This window comes from Enterobacter sp. Acro-832 (assembly GCF_011752745.1).
GTDB classification, from domain to species: Bacteria; Pseudomonadota; Gammaproteobacteria; order Enterobacterales; family Enterobacteriaceae; genus Enterobacter; species Enterobacter quasiroggenkampii.
This window is the reverse complement of the sequence record NZ_VWWX01000001.1, coordinates 200,761-218,435: the sequence shown is the minus strand read 5'-3', so window position 1 is coordinate 218,435 and position 17,675 is coordinate 200,761. Positions and strand designations below refer to the sequence as shown.

Below are 17,675 nucleotides of genomic sequence, written 5' to 3'. Positions count from 1 at the left end.
CGCTGAGCTCACGCACTTTTAATCCTGAACTAAGCTTGTACTTCGTTCCGCGTAAAATGTGGGTCATTCGAGGACAATGAATGGAATTCAGGACATTTCAAAAGCAGTGGGGTGCTGAGTTTATTTCCGATGACGTTGTACGTTTTCGCGTCTGGGCAGAAGGACAGAAAGAACTTACGCTACGTCTTGCCGCCACCGACGTGCCGATGACGGCAACCGGCGACGGCTGGTTCCAGGCAGACGTCCCTGGCGTCACGCACGGTGCAGAATATCAGTTTGTTCTTCAGGACGGCATGGCGGTGCCCGATCCCGCCTCGCGGGCGCAAAAGGGCGACGTTAACGGCCCCTCGGTAGTGATCGATCCCCGACGTTACCAGCCGGTCAACCGCGACTGGGCAGGGCGGCCGTGGGAAGAGACGATCATTTACGAACTGCACATCGGCACCTTTACCCCGGAGGGCACCTTCCGGGCGGCCATCGACAAGCTGCCGTATCTGGCAGAACTCGGGATTACCCAGCTTGAAGTGATGCCCGTCTCTCAGTTTGGCGGTTCCCGCGGCTGGGGGTACGACGGCGTGCTGCTGTATGCCCCTCACTCTACCTACGGTACGCCGGAGGATTTCCACGCGTTTATCGACGCCGCGCACGGGCTGGGGCTTTCCGTGGTGCTGGATATCGTGCTCAACCACTTCGGCCCGGAGGGGAACTATCTGCCTTTGCTGTCGCCCGCGTTTTTCGATGCACAGCGGATGACGCCGTGGGGCAACGGCATCGCCTACGAGCGCGAGCCGGTGAGACAGTACATGACCGACGCGCCGCTCTACTGGCTGACGGAATACCGGCTGGACGGCCTGCGGTTTGATGCCATCGACCAGATTAAAGACGGCTCGGACACGCATATTCTCGAGGAGATTGCCGCAAAAATTCGCGAGGCCATTCCGCACCGTCACGTTCACCTGACCACGGAAGACAGCCGCAACGTGATTTTCCTGCATCCGCGCGATGAACAGGGCAACGCGCCGTTGTTTACCGGCGAGTGGAACGATGACTTCCACAACGCCGCCCACGTATTTGCCACCGGTGAGACGCACGCCTACTACCAGGATTTTGCCTTTGAGCCGGAGAAAAAGTTCGCCCGGGCGCTGGCGGAAGGGTTTGTCTACCAGGGCGAGGTGTCTCTGCAAACCGGAGAATCTCGCGGGGTGGAGTGCCGCACGCAGCCGCCGCAGTTCTTCGTCGATTTTATTCAAAACCACGATCAGACCGGCAATCGCGCCCAGGGCGAGCGGCTTATCTCCCTCGCGGGTGCCGACAAGACGCGGGTGCTGCTTGCCGCGCTGCTGCTCTCCCCGCATATCCCGCTGCTGTTTATGGGCGAGGAGTTTGGGGAAACGCATCCGTTCCTGTTCTTCACCGACTTTCACGGCGAACTGGCAAAGGCAGTGCGGGAAGGGCGCGCGAAAGAGTTTACTGGCCATGCCGGGCACGATGAAACCGTCCCGGACCCGAACGACGTGAACACGTTTTTCCGCTCAAAGCTCGACTGGCATAAAGTCGCCACCGACGAGGGCAAGACGTGGCTGCGCTATACGCGCCATCTGTTGACGCTGCGCCATCGCTATATCGTTCCGCTTCTGCATCCGGGCGGCGCCGTTGAGGGCCATGTGCTCAAGACCGCGCCCGGCATGGTGGCGGTGTGCTGGCGCTTCCCGTCGGGGACGCTCTCACTGGCGCTTAATATCGGCATTAAGCCCGTCGCGCTGCCCGCTCTGGCGGGGGAGACGCGTTTTGCCTCGCCGGAGGTCACTGACGTTTTACCCCCGAACGGTATTGTCGTTCGCTTTGCTGATGGAGAAGCATCGTTATGATCCCTTCCGCCACGTACCGAATTCAGTTCCGTAACGGCATGACCTTCGACCGCGTTGTGGCGCTGGTGCCGTATATGAAGGACCTCGGCATCAGCCACCTTTACGCATCGCCCGTGTTCACTGCCACGACGGGGTCTACCCACGGCTATGACGTGACCAACCCGAATGAAATCGACCCCGCCATCGGCGGGCGAGACGGGTTTGACCGCATGACCGCCGCGCTTAAGCAGGCCGGTATGGGGTTGATTCTGGACATTGTCCCCAATCACATGTCCACCTCGCTGGAAAACGCATGGTGGCGGGATGTGATTGAATATGGCCAGCAGAGCCGCTATTTCCGCTACTTCGATATCGACGGGTCGCGACCGCTAACGCTCCCGTTTCTTGGCGACACCTTTGAGGCGGAGCTGGAGAAGGGAGCTATCACGCTAAAACGTGACCCTGTCACGAAAAAGGCCGCGCTGGTCTACTACGATGCCGAGTATCCGCTCAACCCCGACACATACAGCGAGGAGAAGAGCATTGCAGAACTGCACAACGCGCAAAGCTGGCGGCTGATGTCCTGGCGGGAGGCGCCGAAGCAGCTCTCGTGGCGGCGATTCTTTGAGATCACCGGGCTGGTCGGCGTTCGGGTTGAAGATGATGCGGTCTTCGACGACACGCACCGGCTGATCCTTGAGCTGGTCCACGCGGGCGTGGTGGATGGTCTGCGCATTGACCATGTCGACGGCCTGGCGGATCCACTGGGCTATCTGCAGCGCCTGCGGCAGGCCTCCGGGCCCGACTGCTACATTACGGTCGAAAAGATTCTCGCCAAAGGGGAACAGCTCCCCGCTGACTGGCCGGTATCCGGTACCACCGGCTACGAGTTTATCGCCTCGCTGGCGGAAGTGCTGGTCGACGACGATAGCCTGGGGCGTCTGGAGAAAATCCACGACGAGACGCTGGGCATCACGGTCGATCGCCACGCGGAACTGCGGGATGCCAAAGGCCTGATGACCGATCGTAATTTTGAGGGTGAATTCACTACGCTGCTAAACCTTGCTGAGGATCTGGCACGCCGCAATGAGGTTGCGCTGCCGCGCGAGGAAATCCGCCACGCGCTGCGCGAACTGCTTATTGCGTTTCCGGTCTACCGCACCTATGGCACCCGGGAAGGATTAACCCCGCCGGACGTGGCGCTGCTCAACCGCGTGGTTGCCAGCGTGGAGACGTCGGAAGCCGCGCTCAGCCTGATCGTGCGCATTCTTACCGGCGACCTGCCGGAAGATTGCCGCGAGAGCGCCGCGCTGTTCAGGACCCGCTTCCAGCAGCTTACCGGGCCGCTGATGGCGAAATCCGTTGAAGACACGCTTTTCTTTCGCCACAACCTCGAGCTTGCGCTCAATGAAGTCGGTGCCGACCCGACCCCGCGCGCGTTTTCCTTATCCCGCTTTCATCAGGAGATGCGCATTCGTCTGGCCCGTCAGCCCGACGCGCTGCTGGGCACCTCCACGCACGATACCAAGCGCGGGGAAGATGCCCGGGCGCGCCTTTACACCCTGACGGAAGCCCCGGAACGCTGGGGGGAAAATCTGGCCCGCTGGCGGCAGATGAACCAGACCCAGGTGCGTTTTCTCAATGACGGTACCGCGCCGAACGCCGCCGATACGTGGATGATCTACCAGGCGCTGGCGGGCGTCTGGCCCGCCACGCTGACACCGGACGACGCTGACGGGCTGGCATCACTGGAAGAACGTTTTATCGGCTTCCTCGAAAAAGCGCTGCGCGAGGCGAAACAGCGCACCGACTGGATCGACAGCAACGAGAGCTATGAGAGCGTGGTGTTGAGCTACGCGCGGCACCTGCTTTCGCCGGACAATAGCCTGTTCCTGCACGATTTCAGCGAGGCGATGCAGCCCTTTATCCGCGCCGGGCTGATGAACAGCCTCAGCCAGACGGTGATCAAGCTGACGGCGCCCGGCGTGCCGGATATCTATCAGGGCAGCGAGGCGCTTAACTTCAGCCTTGTCGACCCGGATAACCGACGCGAGCCGGACTTTCCGGCCCTGGTGCAGAGCCTCAGCGCGGCGGATGCCGGGGTGTTTGACAACCCGGCATGCTGGCGGGACGGCAGGGTGAAGCAGTTTGTTACCGCCACGCTGCTGCGGCTTCGACCGCACTACGACGCGCTTTTCCGCTACGGCGACTGGCTGCCGCTTAAGGTCAGCGGCGATCGCGAGGAGAACCTGATTGTCTATGCGCGTGTTAAGGACGACGAGGCGCTGATTGTCGCCGTGCCGCGTCTGATTTTTGACGTCACCGATAATCATCAGTTGTGGGTCAATACCACGGTCGCGTTACCCGACGAACTGGCCGGGAAGCGCTATCGGGATCTGTTCAGCGGCGAAAGCCGCATGCTGCAAGAAACGCTGGCGTTAACGCCAGAAAAGGGATGTGTACTGGTTCTGCTTACCTGCGAATAATCGTGGAGAACGAAAATGGCAAAGGATACAACGTTTGAAATTCGGGCCGGTCATGGCCAGCAGTTGGGGGCGAATTATGACGGGAAGGGCGTTAACTTCGCGCTGTTCTCCGCTCACGCTGAACGGGTGGAGCTCTGTCTGTTTGACCCGTCCGGGAAAACGGAAATCGCCCGGCTGGAGCTGCCCGAGTATACCCATGAGGTCTGGCACGGCTATGTGCCTGACCTGAAGCCGGGGACACTGTATGGCTATCGCGTCTACGGCCCCTACGACCCGGAAAACGGTCATCGCTTTAACCCGCATAAGCTGCTTATCGATCCCTACGCCCGCGAACTGGTGGGTGACATCGACTGGAACGATGCCCATTTCGGCTATGAGCTGGGGCATGACGAGCTGGATTTGAGCTTTGACACGCGGGACAGCGCGCCGTTTACGCCGAAAGGCAGGGTCATCGACCCGAACGCCTTTGACTGGCAGGACAACAACCGGCCGAACGTGCCCTGGCCGCATACCGTTGTCTATGAGAGCCACGTGAAAGGCTTTACCCAGATGAACCCGGCCATACCACCCGAGCTACGCGGCACGTTTGAAGGCATGGGGCATAAAGCCTCGGTCGACTATATCAAAAGCCTGGGCATTACCTCGGTGGAGCTGCTGCCGGTTCACTGGTTCCCGGATGACCAGCATCTGCTCGACCGCGGCCTGAAGAACTTCTGGGGCTATAACACGCTGGGCTTTTTTGCTCCGGCGTCGCGCTACTACGGCCCGGCGGGGATCCAGGGCTTTCGCGATATGGTACGCGCCTATCATGACGCGGGCATCGAGGTCATTCTTGACGTGGTGTACAACCACACGGCGGAAGGGAACGAGCTTGGCCCGACGCTCTCGTTTAAGGGGATTGATAACTACAGCTATTACCGCACGCTCCCGGACCAGCACCGGTACTACATCAACGACACCGGGACGGGAAACACGGTCAACACCTCGCATCCGCGCGTGCTGCAGATGGTGATGGATTCCCTGCGCTACTGGGCGGAATCGATGCACATTGACGGTTTTCGTTTCGACCTCGGGACGATCCTGGGCCGCGAGCCCGAAGGGTTTGACCCGCGCGGCGGTTTTTTTGACGCCATGACTCAGGATCCGGTCTTATCCCGACTGAAGCTGATTGGTGAACCCTGGGATATCGGTCCCGGCGGCTATCAGGTGGGCGGATTCCCGCCGGGCTGGGGGGAGTGGAACGACAAATACCGCGACACCGTTCGCGAGTACTGGAAGGGGGACAACGTCTCCACGGACTTTGCCGCGCGGCTTCTCGGCTCCGGCGATCTGTACGATCTGCGTGGGCGTCGCCCGTGGGCCAGCGTCAACTTTATCACCGCCCACGACGGCTTTACGCTGAATGACCTGGTGTCGTACAACGAAAAGCACAACGCCGACAACGGTGAGGACAATAACGACGGGCATAACGATAACCGCTCGTACAACTACGGCGAGGAAGGGCCAACCGAGAACCCGGATATTATTGCTACCCGCGAACGGCAGAAACGTAATTTCCTGACCACGCTGCTGTTCTCCCACGGCACGCCGATGCTGCTGGCGGGGGACGAGTTTGGCCGTACGCAGAAGGGGAATAACAATGGGTACTGCCAGGACAGTGAGATCTCGTGGATCGACTGGAAGGGGCTGTCCGAAAACGACGCTGCGCTGCGCGAGTTTACCCGTCGTCTCATTGCCCTTCGCGCGCAACAGCCGCTGCTGCGCCGTGAAAGCTGGCGCGACGGGCTGGAGATCCGCTGGTTCAACGCCGGAGGCGGTCCACAGCAGGCCGAGCAGTGGGATGAAGGCTCGACGCTTGGGGTCTCCATCAGCAGGCCGGATCTGCGGCAGGAGGACGGTATCTGGCACGACGTGCTGATGTTGTTCAACCCGTTTGAAGGCACCGTGCCGTTCCAGATCCCGCAATTTGGCGAAGGGGGATGGGTGCTGGAGCTGTCTACGGCGGATGACGCTGCCACCGGGACAGCGATCACCGAAACCGTTGAGTACGCACTGGCCGGGCGCAGCATTACGCTGTTCCGCCGTCCTTAGTTACAGTGACGCCGCCGCCCGGGCGGCGGTGTCATACAGGGAGGAGATCGTGCGTAACAGCTGCGCGGTCTCGCCAATCGACTTCCCGGCAATGCCGCTTTCCGCGTGGATCGCAATCAGACACGCTTCCCGCACGTCCCGGTATTTCATGCACAGCGCTTTCCCTTCCTCCGTGGTAGAGAAAAAAAGCTCTTTACCCGCTTTCTCGCTCGTCACGTAGCCTGCTTTGACCAGCTTTTTCAGGGCATAGGTCACCACGTGGGTATCTTCCACGTTGAGGACGAAGCAGATATCGGCCAGCTTTTTCTTGCGGTCGCGGTGGTTCACGTGATGCAGCAGCGAAACGTCAAAGGCGCCCATATCGGGCTCGCCGGCAGCCGTCATGCAGCGCACCATCCATTTGTTGAACGCGTTGCTGGTCATGATCAGCGCATATTCCAGCTCTGATAACTCCGCGCAGCGCTCGGATACCAGGTGGCGGGAAGAGACGATCCGGCCATCGTTGATATCGTCGCGATCGGGTGAAGCACTCTTTTCTGAGGTCATAACGTTCCTTAACCAGAAATGTAAACTCATCGATAAAATAAGAACATTTTATTGATAATTTGTTTACATGTTTTTGAGGTTCAGATATAGCTTTTTAGCGCAGGTTTTGCGAAGCCTGCCAACAAAACACAACATCGCTCGCCGCAAATTAAAAAAATAGCCGTCGGCGCGCAACGCTCACTTTCGATAGGGTAAACGTTATGGACGGTACTACGCTGTTGCCGCTGATCGGGATACCGATCGTGGTTATTGGTTTTGCACTGCGCTTCAACCCGCTGCTGGTGGTCGTGGTAGCGGGGCTGGCGACGGGTCTGCTGGTCGGGATGGATTTCGGCATGCTGCTGGAAACCTTTGGCGAGAAGTTCGTCAATAGCCGATCGCTGGCCACCTTCATCCTGATCCTGCCGGTGATTGGTCTGCTGGAATATTACGGGCTTAAAGAGCGCGCCCAGGCCTGGGTGGCGAAGATCGCCAGCGCCACCTCAGCGCGTATTCTGATGCTCTATTTTGTCGCGCGGGAAGGCACCGCCGCGCTGGGTCTGATGTCGCTGGGCGGTCACGCGCAGACGGTGCGCCCGCTGCTGGCGCCGATGGCCGAAGGGGCGGCGCTGAACGAATATGGCGAGCTGCCGCAGCATATTCGCGACAAAATCAAAGCCCACGCCGCCGCGTGCGACAACATCGCGGTCTTCTTTGGGGAAGATATCTTTATTGCCTTCGGGGCGGTGCTGCTGATCGACGCGTTCCTGAAAGAAAATGGTATTCAGGGCATTGAACCGCTGCATATCGGCCTGTGGGCCATTCCCACCGCGATTGCGGCATTGATTATTCATATGACGCGCCTGCTGCGCCTCGATGCAAGTATCCGTCGCGACGTGATGGCCTGGCGTGCAGAGCAGGGTACGCAGGAGGCCGCGCAATGATGACGCTTATCACCATTAACCGCGTGTACTACCTGATTGGCTTTGTCGTGATGCTGCTGGTTGTGATGACCCTGCGCGATCGCGCCAATCCGAAGCGCTTTACCACCGCGCTGTTCTGGTTCTTGTTTGGCGGGATCTTCCTGTTTGGCGATCTGATGGTTCAGGAACTCGGCAAATCGCTGGCGTACCGGATTATCGGCGGCGGGGTTATCGCCATCGCGCTGCTGGCGGGCTTTGGCCTCGTCGGGAAAGGGCACTATAAAATGTCGACCGAGGAGGAGCGCGTCGCGTCGTCAAACCGGCTTAAAAACTGGCTGTTCCTGCCCGCGCTGATGATCCCGGTGGTGACGGTGCTGGGCACGTTATTCCTGAAGGGCGTTTCGGTCGGCGGCGTGTTTCTGCTCGATCAGAAGCAGCTCACCCTGGCGGCGCTGTGCGTGGCCTGCGTCGCGGCGATCCTCACCGGCTGGTGGCTGACCAAAGGCACGCCGCTGCATGCCGTTCGTCAGTCCCGTCGTCTTGTCGATACCATCGGCTGGGCGGTGATCCTGCCGCAGATGCTGGCCATGCTCGGCGGCGTGTTCGTGGTGGCCAACACGGGCGACTCGGTACAGAAGGTGGTGAGTCTGTTTGTGAACCCGGATAGCCGCTTTATGCTGGTGGTGATTTACTGCGTGGGTATGGCGCTGTTTACCATGATTATGGGTAATGCCTTTGCGGCCTTCCCGGTATTAAGTGCCGGTATCGCCTTGCCGTTTTTGATCAACGTGCATCACGGCAACCCTGCGCCGCTGCTGGCGATTGGCATGTATGCAGGCTACTGCGGCACGCTGATGACGCCGATGGCCGCGAACTTCAATATCGTTCCCGCCGCGCTGCTGGAGCTGAAAGACAAATATCAGGTGATCAAGATCCAGATCCCGACCGCGTTAACCCTGCTGGTGGTGAACGTGTTCTTAATGTATTTCCTCGTGTTTCGCTAAGGAGTTGTCATGGAATTAACGCAACATCAGGCCGACGCGTTTGCCCGCATGCCTTTGACCTATTTGCGCCAGGAATACCCGAACCACATTATGCACCTGCTGAATGATGATGGTGACGTTCTGCCGCCGCGCGAGCTGCATCCCATTTTCTACGGCTGTTTTGACTGGCATTCGGCGGTGCACGGTTACTGGCTGCTGCTGCGCTGCGTGCGCCTCTATCCAGAATTACCGTGCCGGGACGCGATCGTCGCGCTTTTTGACGAGCACATGACCGAAGAGAACGTGGCGAAGGAGTTGGCCTATTTTACCGCGCCGTTCCGCGCCTCGTTTGAGCGACCGTATGGCTACGGCTGGCTGCTGGCGCTGGCCCAGGAGCTGAAGCAGTCGTCGCTGCCGCAGGCCGCAGGCTGGTACCAGACGCTGGCGCCGCTCACCCAGGATATTCGCAACCGGCTGGTGGATTACCTCGGTAAGCTCACCTATCCGATCCGCGTCGGGACGCACTACAACACCGCGTTTGCCCTCGCGCTGGCGCTCGATTACGGTCGCGCAGTCGGAGACAAGGCGCTTGAACAGGCGATTGTGGCAGCGGCGGAGCGGTTTTATCTCGCCGACACGCGCTATCCGGCTCATTATGAGCCCGGCGGAGACGAGTATATTTCCGGCGCGCTGACGGAGGCGCTGCTGATAAGCAAGGTGTCTGAAGACTTCCCGGCCTGGTTTGACGCGTTTCTGCCGGAGGTGGGCGCCGTTACGGCACTGATGAACCCGGCGGAAGTGAGCGATCGTACCGACCCGAAAATTGCTCATCTGGACGGATTAAACCTCAGCCGCGCGTGGTGTATGAAGCACATTGCGAAAGCGCTTCCTGCCAGCCACCCGGCGCAACCGGCATTGCGCGAGGCGGTGACGAAACATCTTGCCGCAAGTGTCGGGCATGTGGTCGGCAGCCACTATAGCGGCGGGCACTGGCTGGCGAGCTTTGCGCTACTGGCGCTGGAGTAAACAAACGCGCCGTCTTTCTTGCCGGGTGGCGCTGCGCTTACCCGGCCTACATTGTGCAACGCTTGCCTGTAGGCCGGGCAGGGCGCAGCCTGCTCAGGCTAAATATCACCGAACCCGTCGAGGCGATGACGGCTAGCCACAGTGCAACCTGGATAGCATGTTGATGGTCCCATCCTGCCGCTGCTCCCAGCAGAACCCCCACCACGGCGGCGCCGAGACACTGGCCGAATGTCCTCACAATCGACAACACGCCGGAAGCATAGCTGGCATATTCCCGCGCGACGTTAGCGAGCATTTCCCGGTTATTGGGGCTCTGGAAGCAACCAAATCCCATCCCGCATACCAGACTGCGCAGACAGATATTCCACACGGAAGGATTCTCCGGCAACGTGGCCAGCAGGACCAACCCACCGACAAAGACGATAAGCCCGAGGGTCGAGATCAGCGGCGCGGAGATCGTATCCGCCCAGCGACCCGCGTGCGGCGCGATCAGCACGATGCCAATCGGCCACGGGGTAAACAGCAGCGCCGACACCACCGGGCTGTAGCCATACACGCTCTGAAACAGGAACGGCAGCGCGACAAACGTGATCCCCTGGCTCACAAACGAGGCCAGCGAGGTCAGCGCGGCGAGGGTGAAGCGCCCGTTTTTGAACATCACCGGCGGCAATAAAGGATGTTGCGCGCGCCGGATACGCCAGGTAAAGGCGAAGGCGCTGACCAGCGCGAGAACGCCCCAGCAGACGGCCTGCCGGTTAATGTGCTCCGTCACGTGCTGAAGGCTGTCGGCCATCATGATCGCCGAACCTAACAGGACGGCGGAGAGCACGGCGCCCGGCGCGTCAAAGGGAGTGCGGTCAACGGCCGATTCCCGCGGCAAGGCCCGCCATGCCAGCAGCAGGGCGATGCTGCCCGGAATAAGGTTAATGGCGAACAGCCATTGCCAGCTCAGGGCGTCCAGTATTGTTCCGCCGAGTACCGGGGCTATCGCCGTGCTGGAGGCGATAAGCAGGGCGTGCAGTCCCAGGATACGGCCCAGCAGTCGCCCCGGAAAAACGGACCGCAGGATCGCCGGGGCAATGCTCAGGGTCGCCGCGCCGCCGATGCCCTGCAGAATTCGCATCCCGGTTAACATTTCCGGCGTTGTTGCCAGCGCGCAGCCCAGCGAGGTGAGCGTAAAGGTGGCAAGCCCGGCCAGAAAGATTGGGCGATAGCCCACTCGGGCCGCCAGCGCCGCGAAGATGGCCAACGTCATCGCCGCTGACAGCAGATAACCGTTAGCGAACCAGACCGCAACGTTCGCGGGGACCTGCATCGCGCTTGCCATGGAGGGGAGCGCGATGTTGATCATGGTACCGTCAAAAACGCCCATCAGCGTAGTGGTCATAACGGCGGCCATCACCCTGGCGCGTTCCTGTCCGGGTAAACCTTCATCGCCGGGCTGGTTTGAAAAGAGCGTCATCGTCGTTACTCCGAAAAAGAATCGTGATGACGAAACTATAATCATGCGGTATACAGGGCGGAAGACGCAGCATTTGCACTTAATCATTGCACGTAACGCCATATCTGAGGAGCTACCGTGTCCGATCCTGATTTTAACCTTCTGGTTGCGCTCGACGTTTTGCTGGCAGAAGCCAGCGTAGCGGGCGCGGCGCGACGTTTGAACCTGAGCACCTCCGCCATGAGCCGCACCCTGAGCCGGCTGCGGGAGGTGACCGGCGATCCGATCATGGTACGGGCCGGTCGTCACATGGTGCTGACGCCCTGGGCCGAAGCCACCCGGGACCGCGCCAGAAGCGCCGTGCACGAGGCGAGGGCGGTGCTGCAGCCCTCCACCGACGCGCTGAAGGTGGAAGGCCTCGAACGGCTGTTCACCATCCGGGCCAACGACGGTTTTGTGGTGGCGTTTGGGCCTCTGCTTATTGCTGCGGTGGCGAGCGTTGCGCCCGGGGTGTGCATCCGCTTCTCACCGAAACCTGAAAAAACGTCGCGCTACTTGCGGGAGGGACTTGTCGATCTGGAGATTGGCGTGCAGGGCAACATGGGGCCTGAAATACGGCTGCAAAGGCTTTTCCAGGATCGGTTTGTTGGCACGGTGCGCAAGGGGCATCCGCTGTCAGAGCAGCCGGAGGTCAGCCTGAGTGACTATGTCGCCTGGGGGCATGTGGTGGCCTCGCCGGACGGATCGCTGCACGGGTTTGTTGATGAGGCGCTGGCGGAGCGCGGGATGAAGCGCAAGGTCGCCAGCGTGGTGCCCGGTTTTCCGACGGCGTTATCCGTGGCGCTGGCCTCCGACCTGATTGCCATGGTGCCAGCGTTATACCTGCTCAATCAGGCGATGACCGAGCGCGTGCACGTCTTTGAACTGCCCTTTAAGACCCGCACTATTACGGTATCCCAGATGTGGCATCCGCGCATGGAACGGGACCCGGCGCATCGCTGGCTCAGGGAAAAGGTCCTTGAAGTGTGCCGCGCGGTTTGCTGACGTTCAGAGCACTTTCCCCGGCACGGTGAGGATGAAGCGCGTTGACACCGCATCCGATTCCACGCGGACTTTTCCGTGGTGTGCGGTGACGATGGACTTCACGATGGCAAGCCCAATGCCGCTGCCTTCGCCTTTACGCTGCCTGGACGGATCGACGCGATAAAAACGGTCAAACAGCTTCGGCAGATGCGCCGGCGGGATCGGCGTGCCGGGGTTTTCTGTCACCAGCTCAACGTCGTTATCCTGTTTTCGCAGTGAGACCGTCACCGTTTTGCCCGCTGGCGTATAGCGCAGGGCGTTAGATAACAAATTATTGATGGCCCTTCTGAACATCTGCGGATCGCCTTCTATCAGGCAGGGCATCCCATTGAATGTCAGCGTGATGTGGCGTTCTTCCGCCCAGGCTTCGAAGAAATCAAACACCTTCATGACCTCGGCGCTTAAATCAAACATCACCCGATCCGGGATGAGCTGATTATTATCGGCCTGTGCCAGGAACAGCATGTCGCTGACCATGCGGGTCATCCGGTTGTACTCTTCCAGGCTGGAGTACAACACATCCTCCAGCTCCTTCGGAGAACGGTTCTGACTCAGCGCGATTTCGGTTTGCGTCACCAGGTTGGTGATGGGGGTTCTGATTTCGTGCGCGATATCGGCGGAAAAATTAGCCTGACGGGTAAAGACATCTTCAATCTTCTCGATCATCTGGTTGAAGGAGATGACCAACTGCTCCAGCTCAACGGGGACGCGGGACGGCTCCAGTCGTGCATCCAGGTTTTCGGAGGTGATGTTTTTAATGGCGTTGCTGACGTTACGCAGGGGCAAATGTCCCTGACGCACCGCGATGCGGATGACAAGAATAATCAGCAGGCTGATAACCGCGGCAATCGCCAGAAGGTTTTTTTTCAGCGCCTCAAGATAGTGGAGATGAAAATTAATGGAGAGCCCGATCAGCATGACGTAGTCCTGGGTTTTGCCCTGCAGCGTCGCCGTGCCTGAGGAGGCGATAATCCGGTACGTTTCCATTTTCATGTCGGACCCGGCACGCATGGGGTTGGCCGGGTCTTCTACCGTCCAGAGAAACACATCCTGTGCACGACGGTGTTCGCTAAAGTCCGCTGTCTTCATTGCCGGGCGCAATGCCGCCCCTTGCGTCGAGCTGAACAGGGTATTGCCCTGTGGATCCAGAAGCAGGACGGCCACGTTGCGGTAACTGGCGATCGACTCTTTGATCTTACTGATTTTCTTTTGGTCGGGATCGGCCGGTGAGTGCAGTATGCGGTGCATCGCGGTGCTGATCTGCTGAAGGTCGCTGATATCCTGCTCGGCAAAGTGCTTCTCAACGGAGTGCAGCATGAACCAGGTAAAGGCGAAGAAGGCCAGTATGGTGGAGAGGCTGATAAAAAAGGTCAGCCGCAGCGCAAGAGAGAACGGGCGTCGGAGGGGCTTAACGCGCATCCGGCACCTCCAGCATATAGCCCACGCCGCGCACCGTCTGGATCAGCTTCGGTTCAAAGTCGTTATCGATCTTTGCGCGCAGCCGCTTTACCGCCACGTCAATCGCGTTCGTGTCGCTGTCAAAGTTCATGTCCCATACCTGGGAGGCAATCAGGGAGCGGGGCAGCACTTCCCCCTGATGGCGCATGAAAAACTCCAGCAGGCTGAACTCCTTGCTGGTGAGCACAATCCGACCACCGGCCCGGCTGACTTTTCTCGACACAAGGTCAACCGTCAGGTCTGCTACCTGAAGCTGGCTTTCTGCGATCACCGTATTTCCGCGTCTTAACAGCGTCCTTACCCGGGCGAGCAGCTCGGCAAAGGCGAACGGCTTAATCAAATAATCATCTGCGCCCAGCTCAAGCCCTTTAACACGGTGTTCAATCGTACCGAGAGCCGTCAGAAGCAGTATGGGCATCCCTTTGCCGGCAGAGCGGAGCATACGGACAATGTCCCAGCCGTTCACATCGGGCAGCATGATGTCGAGAATCAGCAGATCGTATTCAGCGGTCATGGCGAGATGGTAGCCGTTCAGGCCATTATCAGCGTGGTCCACGACAAACCCCGCTTCAGTGAGTCCCTTGCTGAGGTACTCACCGGTTTTCATTTCGTCTTCAACGATCAGTATTTTCATCTTGCTCCCCTGACTGGCTGCTGATGACATTCTATGGCGCCCGCCACCGTTCACAATGACTTACGTTAAAAATGACAACATTGTCATTATCCCGTCACCCGTCAAACAGGAAGCGTTCAGTAGAGTAGCCCTAAAAATACTCTGGACTTCATTTGAACCGTTATGTTCCTGATAAAACGACTTAGCATCAGTACGGTATTTATCCTGGCAGGCTGCGTCTCGCTGGCTCCCGACTATCAGCGCCCGGCGTCACCGGTCCCCCAGCAGTTTTCGCTTTCGCGTAACGGCCTGACGCCCGCGGTGGCGGGGTATCAGGACACCGGCTGGCGCACCTTTTTTGTCGACCCGCAGGTAGCCGGGTTGATTACGGAAGCCCTGAACAATAATCGCGATATAAAAATGGCCGTCCTGAAGGTTGAAGAGGCGCGGGCGCAGTTCAACGTGACGGAGGCGGTCCGTTATCCGCAGCTGAACGGATCCGCGGGTATAACGTACCGCGGGGGACTGAAAAGTGACAAACCGACTTCGCAGCAGTACGACGCGGGTCTTGCGCTCAGTTACGAACTCGACTTTTTCGGCAGGCTGAAGAACATGAGTGAGGCTGATCGACAGAACTATTATGCCCAGGAAGAGGCCCGTCGCGCCGTGCATATCCTGCTCGTCTCTAACGTGTCGCAGAGCTATTTCAACCAGCAGTTGGCGTATAAACAGCTGCGTATCGCGCGGGAAACGCTGGAAAATTACCGGCAGTCTTATGCATTCGTTGAGCAACAGCTGGTGACGGGCAGCACGAACGTACTCGCGCTGGAGCAGGCCCGGGGACAGATCGAAAGCACGCAGGCAGAGATTGCCAAACGTGAGGGGGAGCTGGCGCAGGCCAATCATGCCCTGCAGCTGCTCCTCGGGACGTACCGTGCGCTGCCGGGCGACAGTGGAATGAACGCCAGCGATATTGCGCCGGTAAAACTCCCGCCTCATCTTTCTTCAGAAATACTGTTGCAGCGCCCGGATATTATGGAGGCGGAGTATCAGCTTAACGCGGCCGATGCGAATATCGGCGCCGCGCGTGCCGCCTTTTTCCCGTCGATTTCCCTGACCAGCGGGCTTTCCACAGGCAGCACGGAATTATCCAGCCTGTTCACCGCGGGCAGCGGGATGTGGAATTTTATCCCTAAAATCGATATTCCCATTTTTAATGCGGGCAGGAATAAGGCCAACCTGAAGCTGGCTGAAATTCGTCAGCAGCAGTCGGTTGTGAATTACGAACAAAAAATACAGGCCGCCTTCAAACAGGTCGCCGATGCGCTCGCGCTGCGGGACAGCATTAACCAGCAAATTGACGCTCAGCGTCGTTATCTTGATTCGCTCCAGATCACGCTCCAGCGTGCCAGAGGATTATATGCCAGTGGTGCGGTCAGTTATATCAACGTGCTGGACGCGGAACGTTCTCTTTTCTCCACCCGCCAGACCCTTCTCGACCTTATTTATGCCCGACAGGTTAATGAAATAACACTCTTCACCGCCTTGGGCGGCGGTTGGGTCGAATAACTGTACTTAAAGAGGAAACTAAAATGCGTAATTCACTTAAAGCCGTGGTATTCGGTGCAATCGCCGTGACGTTTTCTGCCGGCCTTCAGGCTGAGGTTCATCAGCACGAGGCGATGAGCGCCGCCCGTGAAGGGGCCGCTGAGCAGGTTATTACGGGGACCGGTATCGTGAAAGACATTGATCTCACGAATAAAAAAGTCACGATTTCTCATGAGGCCATCCCGGCGATTGGCTGGCCCGCGATGACCATGCGTTTCACCTTTATTGAGGCCGATGAGAACATCAACGCCTTAAAGGTCGGCAGTCACGTTGATTTTTCATTTGTTCAGCAGGGCAATATCTCTTTACTAAAGAGCATTAAATAGCGAGAAACGGCATGGCCTCATTAAAAATAAAATACGCTGCCATGATAGTCAGCAGCCTTATTGCCGGAGGGCTGATATCCGTGACGGCATGGCAGACACTTTATTCATCTGAAAAAACAGCAAATAGCGTTGCGGAAAGAAAGGTCCTTTTCTGGTATGACCCGATGAAGCCTGACGTGAAATTCGACAAGCCCGGTAAATCACCGTTTATGGATATGGATCTGGTCCCGAAATATGCGGACGAAAATGACGATAAAAGCGGTGGCGGTATCCGTATCGATCCGACGCAGGTCCAGAATTTAGGATTAAAAACGCAAAAAGTGACGCGCGGAACGCTGAATTATGCCCAGACGATCCCGGCCAACGTCAGCTATAACGACTATCAGTTTGTCATTGTGCAGGCGCGTGCGGATGGGTTCGTTGAGAAAGTCTACCCGCTGACGATCGGCGATAAGGTGAAGAAAGGCACGCCGCTGATTGATATTACCATTCCGGACTGGGTCGAAGCGCAGAGCGAGTTCCTGCTGCTCTCCGGCACCGGTGGAACGCCCACGCAGATTAAAGGAGTTCTGGAACGGCTTAGGCTGGCGGGTATGCCGGATGAGGATATTCAGCGGCTGCGTGCGACCCGCACTATCCAGACCCGGTTTACCATCAGGGCGCCCATCGACGGGGTGATTACGGGATTTGACCTGCGCACCGGGATGAATATTTCGAAAGATAAGGTCGTGGCGCAAATTCAGGGAATGGATCCGGTCTGGATCGGGGCGGCGGTCCCAGAATCGATTGCGTATCTGCTGAAAGATACCTCGCAGTTTGCTGTTTCGGTACCGGCCTGGCCGGATAAATCCTTCCCGGTTGAAAAGTGGAGTCTTCTGCCGAGCGTGGATCAAACCACCCGTACGCTGCAGGTGCGCCTGCAGGTCTCCAACAAGGATGAGCTGCTGAAACCGGGCATGAATGCCTACCTGAAGCTAAATACCCAAAGTCAGGAAATGCTGCTGATTCCGTCTCAGGCCGTTATCGATACCGGCAAAGAGCAGCGCGTTATTACCGTTGACGCTAACGGGAATTTTGTACCGAAAAGGATCCACGTTCTGCATGAATCTCAGCAGCAGTCCGGCATTGGTAGCGGGCTGGAAGAGGGGGAGTCAGTCGTCGTCAGCGGTCTGTTCCTGATTGACTCGGAGGCCAATATTACCGGTGCGCTGGAGCGCATGCGCCACGCTGAAACCCCTGACGACGCCCATTCTGGCCATTAAGGA

General features: G+C 58.6%; 14 protein-coding genes. 10 read left to right on the top strand and 4 right to left on the bottom strand.

What is annotated here, in order from left to right; translation table 11 throughout:
• Positions 1-80: 80 nt before the first annotated feature.
• Genes treZ through glgX form a run of 3 tightly spaced genes read left to right on the top strand, consistent with a single transcriptional unit; the run spans position 81 to position 6,424 of the window.
• Entirely contained in the window at positions 81-1,868 is a 1,788-nt protein-coding gene (gene treZ / locus F3J31_RS00980; protein ID WP_167210734.1) for a malto-oligosyltrehalose trehalohydrolase, read from the top strand.
• On the top strand, positions 1,865-4,333 hold the full coding sequence (gene treY, locus F3J31_RS00975; RefSeq protein WP_167210731.1) for a malto-oligosyltrehalose synthase: 2,469 nt from the start codon (positions 1,865-1,867) through the stop codon (positions 4,331-4,333). The genes treZ and treY overlap by 4 nt, the downstream gene beginning before the upstream one ends.
• Positions 4,334-4,348: 15 nt before the next feature.
• Positions 4,349-6,424, top strand: a complete 2,076-nt coding sequence (gene glgX, locus F3J31_RS00970) for a glycogen debranching protein GlgX (protein WP_167210726.1) — start codon at positions 4,349-4,351, stop codon at positions 6,422-6,424.
• Here glgX and F3J31_RS00965 read toward each other — a convergent pair whose 3' ends face one another.
• Positions 6,425-6,970 (bottom strand): winged helix DNA-binding protein, encoded by a 546-nt coding sequence (locus tag F3J31_RS00965; RefSeq protein ID WP_024908533.1) that lies wholly within the window; start codon positions 6,968-6,970, stop codon positions 6,425-6,427.
• A 200-nt stretch (positions 6,971-7,170) separates the two neighbouring features.
• Between F3J31_RS00965 and F3J31_RS00960 the strand changes: the two genes are divergently transcribed.
• From F3J31_RS00960 to F3J31_RS00950, 3 genes are read left to right on the top strand one after another with little or no spacing between them, the layout of a single operon-like run.
• Positions 7,171-7,893, top strand: a complete 723-nt coding sequence (locus F3J31_RS00960) for a DUF969 domain-containing protein (RefSeq protein WP_008501655.1) — start codon at positions 7,171-7,173, stop codon at positions 7,891-7,893.
• Positions 7,890-8,876, top strand: coding sequence for a DUF979 domain-containing protein (locus F3J31_RS00955; protein WP_024908532.1), 987 nt, complete (start codon positions 7,890-7,892; stop codon positions 8,874-8,876). The genes F3J31_RS00960 and F3J31_RS00955 overlap by 4 nt, the downstream gene beginning before the upstream one ends.
• Positions 8,877-8,885: 9 nt before the next feature.
• Positions 8,886-9,881 (top strand): DUF2891 domain-containing protein, encoded by a 996-nt coding sequence (locus F3J31_RS00950; RefSeq protein WP_167210723.1) that lies wholly within the window; start codon positions 8,886-8,888, stop codon positions 9,879-9,881.
• 46 nt (positions 9,882-9,927) lie between these two features.
• On the opposite strand, the gene F3J31_RS00945 is transcribed toward F3J31_RS00950, so the two are convergent.
• Positions 9,928-11,343, bottom strand: a complete 1,416-nt coding sequence (locus tag F3J31_RS00945; protein ID WP_167210720.1) for an MFS transporter — start codon at positions 11,341-11,343, stop codon at positions 9,928-9,930.
• A gap of 117 nt (positions 11,344-11,460) precedes the next feature.
• Between F3J31_RS00945 and F3J31_RS00940 the strand changes: the two genes are divergently transcribed.
• Complete coding sequence (locus F3J31_RS00940) at positions 11,461-12,366, top strand: LysR family transcriptional regulator (protein WP_167210718.1); 906 nt, start codon at positions 11,461-11,463, stop codon at positions 12,364-12,366.
• A gap of 3 nt (positions 12,367-12,369) precedes the next feature.
• On the opposite strand, the gene F3J31_RS00935 is transcribed toward F3J31_RS00940, so the two are convergent.
• Positions 12,370-13,824 (bottom strand): Cu(+)/Ag(+) sensor histidine kinase, encoded by a 1,455-nt coding sequence (locus F3J31_RS00935; protein WP_167210710.1) that lies wholly within the window; start codon positions 13,822-13,824, stop codon positions 12,370-12,372.
• Positions 13,814-14,497: a copper/silver response regulator transcription factor gene (locus F3J31_RS00930; protein ID WP_167210707.1), complete on the bottom strand. Its 684-nt coding sequence runs from the start codon at positions 14,495-14,497 to the stop codon at positions 13,814-13,816. The genes F3J31_RS00935 and F3J31_RS00930 overlap by 11 nt, the downstream gene beginning before the upstream one ends.
• Before the next feature lie 162 nt (positions 14,498-14,659).
• On the opposite strand from F3J31_RS00930, the gene F3J31_RS00925 reads away from it, so the two are divergent.
• The 3 genes from F3J31_RS00925 to F3J31_RS00915 are packed head-to-tail and all read left to right on the top strand — an operon-like array spanning position 14,660 to position 17,672.
• Positions 14,660-16,045 carry an efflux transporter outer membrane subunit gene (locus tag F3J31_RS00925; protein ID WP_167210704.1) on the top strand — a complete coding sequence of 462 codons (1,386 nt, stop codon included), beginning with the start codon at positions 14,660-14,662 and terminating at the stop codon, positions 16,043-16,045.
• Positions 16,046-16,068: 23 nt separating this feature from the next.
• Positions 16,069-16,410 (top strand): cation efflux system protein CusF, encoded by a 342-nt coding sequence (gene cusF / locus F3J31_RS00920; protein WP_063621647.1) that lies wholly within the window; start codon positions 16,069-16,071, stop codon positions 16,408-16,410.
• Between the two features lie 11 nt (positions 16,411-16,421).
• Positions 16,422-17,672: an efflux RND transporter periplasmic adaptor subunit gene (locus F3J31_RS00915; RefSeq protein ID WP_167210702.1), complete on the top strand. Its 1,251-nt coding sequence runs from the start codon at positions 16,422-16,424 to the stop codon at positions 17,670-17,672.
• Positions 17,673-17,675 lie beyond the last annotated feature (3 nt).